The sequence below is a fragment of the Archangium sp. genome (assembly GCF_036388035.1).
Lineage (GTDB): Bacteria > Myxococcota > Myxococcia > Myxococcales > Myxococcaceae > Archangium.
The window spans coordinates 1-6,720 of record NZ_DASVSO010001041.1 but is presented as its reverse complement, the minus strand read 5'-3'; the positions used below and the strand labels follow the sequence as shown (position 1 = coordinate 6,720).

3 protein-coding genes are annotated in these 6,720 nt (G+C 67.8%); 1 reads left to right on the top strand and 2 read right to left on the bottom strand.

The annotated features are described in order from the left end of the window. The coding region (locus VF697_RS42765; RefSeq protein WP_331104458.1) for an Ig-like domain-containing protein at nucleotides 1-922 on the bottom strand (922 nt) is incomplete at its 3' end. A gap of 498 nt (nucleotides 923-1,420) precedes the next feature. On the opposite strand from VF697_RS42765, the gene VF697_RS42760 reads away from it, so the two are divergent. Further along, on the top strand, nucleotides 1,421-2,908 hold the full coding sequence (locus tag VF697_RS42760) for a hypothetical protein (protein WP_331104456.1): 1,488 nt from the start codon (nucleotides 1,421-1,423) through the stop codon (nucleotides 2,906-2,908). Nucleotides 2,909-3,183: 275 nt separating this feature from the next. Here VF697_RS42760 and VF697_RS42755 read toward each other — a convergent pair whose 3' ends face one another. Then, nucleotides 3,184-6,720, bottom strand: coding sequence for an Ig-like domain-containing protein (locus VF697_RS42755; RefSeq protein ID WP_331104454.1), 3,537 nt, complete (start codon nucleotides 6,718-6,720; stop codon nucleotides 3,184-3,186).

Here is a 6,720-nt window from a genome sequence, read left to right as displayed (position 1 = left end):
CGGAGACCCAGTCCTGGTAGGGCGACTGGCAGGGAACAGGAGGAGCTTGGGAGGCCATGGACCCCGAGCGAAACACCCCCCGGAGGAGCTGCCGCCCGCCGGCCGGAAGCAGGTAGGTGGTCGAGAGGGTCTTGGACTCGGGACCCCTGGGCGCGGGCAGGGAGTCGAGCAGGGTCCAGGTGGGGTTGCTCACATCCGGAGCGGCATAGAGGTCCAGGACCTCATCGAAGTAGCTGGCGGGCCTGACCACGGCCTGGACCGTCACCTCCTTGCCCGCGGCGAACGCGGTGCCATCGCTCCGGGAGACGACGAGCCGCTCCAGCGAGAGGTCGTTGCCAGACAAGCCCCCGGTCGTTCCATCCGGGCAGTAGCCACTCACGATGTTGGGCTGGTGGAGCTCGGGGATGTTCTTGATGGTCCCCCGCCCATTCAAGAGGTGGCCCGAGTCGCACCTGCTGCCCACGGCCGCGCAGGCGGGCGCTTTCAAGGTGGCGTCGTACGTGGCGTTCCCGGCGTTCGAGAACGTCACCTCCACTGGAGCCGTCTGCACCCCGGTACAGTTGGAGTCCTGGACCAGCGCGGTGAACACCCCCGGGCCGTTGGCGCGGGTGGCGCTGTCCCAGACCAGCTCGTAGGGAGCCGTGTCATCCGTGAAGAGCAAGCGGTTGTCGAGGAAGACACTGACCTGGGTGACCTGCTCGTCGTCCGTCGCGTTGACGGACAGGGTCACCGTGCCGCTCAGGGTCGCACCGGGGGTGGGCGAGGTGAAGCTGACCTGCGGCGGATTCGGGCCGTTTCCGTTGCAGTCGCCGACCGCTTTCACCGCCGTGAGGAGGGAGGGCTCGGCCGTGCCGCCTTCGGAGGAAGGCTCACACGAAGCGAGCACGAGTCCCGCCACCAGCACTGTCACCAGGGTCCGCATGGTCCTACCCCTTGGGAAATGAAATCCGCTTCTTCCTGAATTGGACGAATTCAGGATAAATGGATCATTCCCGGACAGAAAGTGACTTTGTGCGGTTTTGGTGTCCGAGGGGTCAGTTCACCTTCACGGAGACGGGCGCGGACGTCGTGACATTGCCCGCCGCGTCATACGCCTTGGCCGTCAGGGTGTGCGTCCCCTTGGGCACGCCCCCCAGCGGTTCGGCCCCTTCCAGAGATAGGTGCTCTGGAGGTAGAGGTCACGGTGTATGAGTCAATCCTGAACTCACGCACGAGTTCCGAGGACGAAGCCGTTCCATCTCGCTCATACGCTTGTGCATGACCGCAGAAGTCATCACGCCGGTCTTACTTCTCGCACAATTCAAACCACGGAGCGCTCCCTTGCTCTCCTGCTAGACGACAGGATGGCTCAGGGAGCATGCACGTGCGGCCCCTCGCTGCGTCTTGCTTCTCGCCCGTATACTGACGGACGCGAGGAAGAATGAAACCCAGAACGAAGCTGAAGCTCGGAATGACTTGCCTGGCGCTGTGCTTGACGGCGACGGCGTGCGACCCGGGGTCTCCCTTCAACTCCTCTCCAATCCCAGCCAGCGAGTACGACGACCCGGATGCAGGGACTCCCGGCGGTCCGGACGGAGGCCACTCCTCGGACGCTGGCACGAAGGACGGCGGCACCACCGTCACCGGAGCCAACGGCGCAGCGGTGTACCTGCCGCCGGGCGTCACCGCCTCTTCCTCCAGCCTGCGGGTGGCCATGGCCACCGATGCCCCCGCTCTGCCTTCGAGCCTGGAGGCGCGGGGCCCGGTTTACGCATTCACCCCGCACGGCACCACCTTCTCCGCGCCGGTGACGGTGCGGGTGCCCTTCGACACGGGTGCCGGCATGCCCAGGCTGTACACCGCGCAGCCCTCAGGCGCGTGGGAAGAGGTGGCGGGGGCCACCGTGGTGAATGGCGCGCTGCAGGCGCAGGTGACCCATTTCTCGTACTTCGCCGCGGGCACGCCGGTCGTCTGGCGCAACGTCACCGGCAGCCTGACGAATGCCTCCTACACGGCCTTCGCCTTCCTGTGCGGCGGCATCTTCGCCGGCAGGTCCGAAGGCGTGTACTTCTCCAATGACCTGGGGCAGACGTGGAAGGCGGTCAGCACCGGCCTGCCCAGCAACCCGGCGGTGCGGTTCCTCGCCGTGCAGTCCAGCTCGCTCTTCGCCGCCACCCGGCAGGGCGTGTACCGGACGGGTTGCGGCACCCTGCAATGGACGGCGCTCAACGGGACGGCCAATGGTTGGCCGCAGCATCCGCAATGGGCCACCCCGCTGACCAGCGGCGCCCTGGGCGTCAATGGCAGCCTGTTGTACGCGGGCGCGGAGAGCGCATCCGGCAACCCTCCCAATGCCGGGCTCTATGTGTCCTCCAACGCTGGGACGAGTTGGAGCAAGCTCACCGGCTATACCAGCTACGCGGCCAATGACTCCGACGTCCGGGCCATTGCCTTCCTCCCGGGGAAGATTCTGGTGGGGACCTTCTACCTGGGCGTCGTCCTGTCCACCGATGGTGGCAAGACCTGGGTGAACGGAGGCTTCTACACGCACAACATCTCCAACGTCATCGCCCTCAACCAGTCCGTCTTCGTAGCTGTCACCGAGACGGGGCTGTACCGCTCGTCCACCGGCGCCGGGGACTGGACGCGGTTGGGAGGAAACATGCTGTCCAACTATCCGCCCCTGCGGGGGCTGGCCTCGGTGGGCAAGCGCCTCTTCGCGGACCTCGCCTACCTGGGAATCCGCTACAGCGATGACCTGGGCGACACCTGGACGCCGTACTCGAGCGGGCTGCCCATGGACACCTTCAACCAGTACTTCACCATGGAGCAGTGGAACCTGGCCACCAACGGCACTGTACTCATCGGGGCAGGCCGTGATTCGCGGTGGTCCAACTATCCCCTCTTCGTGGCGCCGCTGCCTCCTTGAGCCCCCTCGCCGCTGCCAAAGCCGGCCCGCTCGCCCCTTCCCGCTTCGGCTCTGCCTGCCATTGGGCGAGGTCGCCTCGCAGTCGGGAAAGAAGACCACCGTCACGTGCACCCCCATGGCCACCGGACACCGTCTCGAGACAGTAGCGCCCCTGGCGCCCAAACAGCAGACGGGCCCGCGTCCACCGAGAGCCCCTCCGGGTGTCACGTCGAAATGTCCGGGCGCAGGAGCCCGCAGGCCGGACCTGGGCGAGCGCCGCGTCCACCTGCTCGTCACTACAGAGGAGAAGGCTCTGGGCTGAGGGGCGGCCCCGCCTTCGAGCCCTCCTCCTCTTCACCAGCATCTGGAGGGGAGTCTTCCCGCGGTGGAGGCGCGAGACCCGGGCTCGGAGAAGCCTCGTCCCCTGCCCTGGGGAATTCCTTCGCCTCTGCCGGTGCATCGACGCCCAGGGGCTGTGGGGAGGGCTCCACCGCCTCGGAGTCCTTCGGCGGGGGCACCTCGAAAGTCAGTGAGCACTCCGCTGACAGCTTCTTGTCACCACGGCCCACCACGGCCTTCACGGTTCTCGGGCCCGCTTTCTTCGAGGTGAGTGTCGCGGTCACCACTCCCGCCGGGTTGGTCGTGGATGAGGCCGGCTCGAGCCCATCCTCCGGCACCAAACCCTCCCAGGTCACCTCCTGCTTCTCCACCGGGTTGCCATGGCGGTCCCTCGCCAGGAGCGTGAGGGTCGCGGTGGCATGCCCATCCGCGAGCACCGAGGGCGCGCTCGTTGTCAGGCTTACCGTTTCCAGGGGCCCGCTGCCCACCGCCACCTCGACGTCTTTCGTCACGGTGTGGCCCTCGTGCTCGGCCGTCGCCGTGATGCGCGTCTTCCCGGAGTTCGTCAGCAGGAGGGTCGCGCTCGCGAGCCCTTTCTCATCCGTGGTGAGGTCACGCGGGTAGAAGCGCGCCTTCGCATCCGAGGCCTTCCACTGCACCTGCGTGTGCGGGATGGGACGGCCCTTCGCATCCATCACCTCGAACCGGAGCACGGTGGACTCTCCCGCCGTCACGACGCTCGCCGAGGCCGTCAGGCGAGAGTGCTCCGCGTCGGGCACACTGGAGACGAAGCGCACCGTCACCTGGTTGCTGATGGGCATCGCCTGCTCCCCGGGACGCTGGGGTTCGATCTCCGCCGAGAAGGTGAGTTCCTTGGCTCGAGTGGAGGTCAGACTCGCGGAGGCGACCCCTTGTGCATCCGTCGGCCCCAGCTTCCGATCGAAGTGGCGCTCGGCATCACTGGAGGAAAGAGAGACGTACCGGCCCTGCACGGGATGGCCCTTCCCATCCCGCACCGTCGCGGTCACGGTGATGGCTTCCTTCCCGTCCGCCGTGGCCCTCTCCGCACTGGCGCTCAGGGTGGACATGCCCGCGCCAGGCGCGCTCGCCTCGAAGAGGACCTCCGTCCGCAACCGCAAGAGCGCCTCACGCTGTCCGGGACGATGGACGGTGGCGCTCACCTGCTTCTTCCCGATACGCGTGGCCCAGAGCTGGACGGAGGCGCGTCCCTCGTTGTCGGAGGACACCTCCCTCGGTTCGATGCGGCTGCCCGTGCCCTGGGTGTCGAAGCGCACCACCAGTCCTGGAAGGGGGTTGCCGTTGGCGTCCTGCACCGTGGCCGTGAGCACGGAGCGATTCTTCCCGCTCAAGGTGACCTTCGCCGGCTTCGCCAACAACCCGGAGTGACTCGGAGCAAGCGGGCCGGGGGCGAACGTCACATCCGCGCTCAGCTCCACCTGCCGGCTGCGTTTGGTCAGGAGCGCCCGAAGGTGGACCGGCTTCGTCCGGGTGGCGCGGAGGAGGGCCCTCGCACGGCCCTGCTCATCCGTGTCCGTGGGCTGCTCCACGGTGTATCCCTCCGCCTCGGAGACCTCGAGCCGCACCTGACACCCGGGGACGGGATTGCCGTACTCATCCCGTGCCGTCACCTCCAATTCCACCGCCTCCTGCCCGTCCGCGACTGGCAGCTGCTCGCTCCCGGCGGGCTTCGGCGACACCTGCACCTCGAAGGTGGACTCCCGTCCGTGCGGTGGCCCGGCCTCGAACAGCACCTCGACCGGTTTGAGCTCCTGGCGCCCGCGCTTCGTGACGACACTGGCGCTCACCTTCCGGGAGCCCACCCACTTCGTCTGGTAGCGGAGCTCCGCGAAGCCCTGCTCATTGGCTTTCACCCGGGACTCGCGCGCGTCGTCGCCACCGTTGACGGTGAAGGCCACCTCCCAACCCGCCGCTGGGTGACCCCCTGCATCTCGGAGCGCCACCTTGAAGATGGCCTCCTGCCCGACGGGTGCTTTATCGGAGACCTCGGTGAAGAATGACTTCTCCGCATCCGGAAGGCCCGCGGCGAAAGGCACCACCTGCTCACCCAGCGCCACCTGGCGAGGGCCAGGGTCGAGCAGCACCGAGAGCTTCACCCTTTCCGGTGCCGGCCAGGAGAACTCGAACCGGGCCGTCCCCTCACCATCGCTGAGGCCTTGAAAGGGTTTCGAGCCCCCGAAAGGGCCTACCGCCGTGAGCAACACCTGGGTCTCCGGAAGAGGCTGGCCCGCGGCGTCCTTCACGCTCACGATGACGGTGACGTTGCTCCCCACGAAGTTGAGAGGGTCGGTCACCACCTTCATCGTGGAATGCTGCGTGCTCGGCAGGGCGTCCGGCCAGACCCACCACACCCCGAGCGCGAGCAGGGCCAGGACAACGGGCGCGAGCAGCCATCCCCAGGAACGGGCCCGCTTGGGAGGCGACGGGGGCGTCTCGGGCGGCTGGGGCGCTGGAGGCTCCGCCTCGAGGTCTGCCTCCAGCGCCGCGATCTTCTCCGGACCCTCCGGGAAGCGTTGGAGCAGGAACGCCGCCAGCTCCGCGGGCTCCACGCGCCCCACCACCTCGCGCAGCGCGTCCGCCAGCTCCCGGGCGGTCGCGTAGCGCGCTTCCCGCTCCCTCGCGAGCGCCTTGCGGACGATGGGCTCCAGCTCCGCGGGCACTCCCTCCAGGGGCTCCTCGCATCGGACAATCCGGTGCAGGGCCGCGTTCAGCCAGGCCTCGGGGGTGAGGTCCTCCTGGGGCGTCGGTGCGCTGAACAGGGACCGGCCCGTGAGCAACTCGTGGAGCAACAGACCCACACAGAAGACATCGCTCCGGCTGTCGATCGGCACCGGTTCCGGCGTCTCGCCCGACGCTCCCGCGGGCGGCGGCTCCAGGTTCCGGAGAATCTCCCGCGCCCGCTCCGGTGACAGATACTCGAGCGTGCCGCGCTCGACTCCGGCCGTCCGCGAGAGACTGCTGGCCGCCTTGGCGAGCCCGAAGTCGATGACCTTCACCACCCCCTCGAAGGTGACCATCACGTTGTTGGGGGTGATGTCGTGGTGGATGACGGCCAGGGGCCGTCCGTCCTTCCCCGCCGTGTGATAGGCCGCATCCAGGGCGGCGCACACGTCGTGGATGATCGCACCCGCGATGCGCGGTGGAACGGGCCGCGAGCGGTGCACGTCCAGCACCTGTCTCAGGCTCCTCCCGCGGATCCATTCCATCTCGAGGTACAGGTCGCCCTCGCTCTCGAAGGCGTCGTACACCTCCACGATGTTGCGGTGGCGCAAGGCGCAGGTAATCCGCGCTTCATCCAGGAAGCGCTCCCGGGCGTCCGGGTCCTGAGGGTCCAGCTTGAGCCGTTTGAGAACGATGTGCTTGCGGAGCAGATTCGAGGTCGTCAGGGCGAGGAATACCTCCCCCATGCCCCCCTCGGAGAGCTTCCGCCGGGATTTGTAGGACCGTGTCAGCAC

What these genes read in the sequence shown, in the direction of transcription:
- VF697_RS42760 (WP_331104456.1), top strand. Translation starts at nt 1,421, where the DNA reads ATGAAACCCAGAACGAAGCTGAAGCTCGGAATGACTTGCCTGGCGCTG.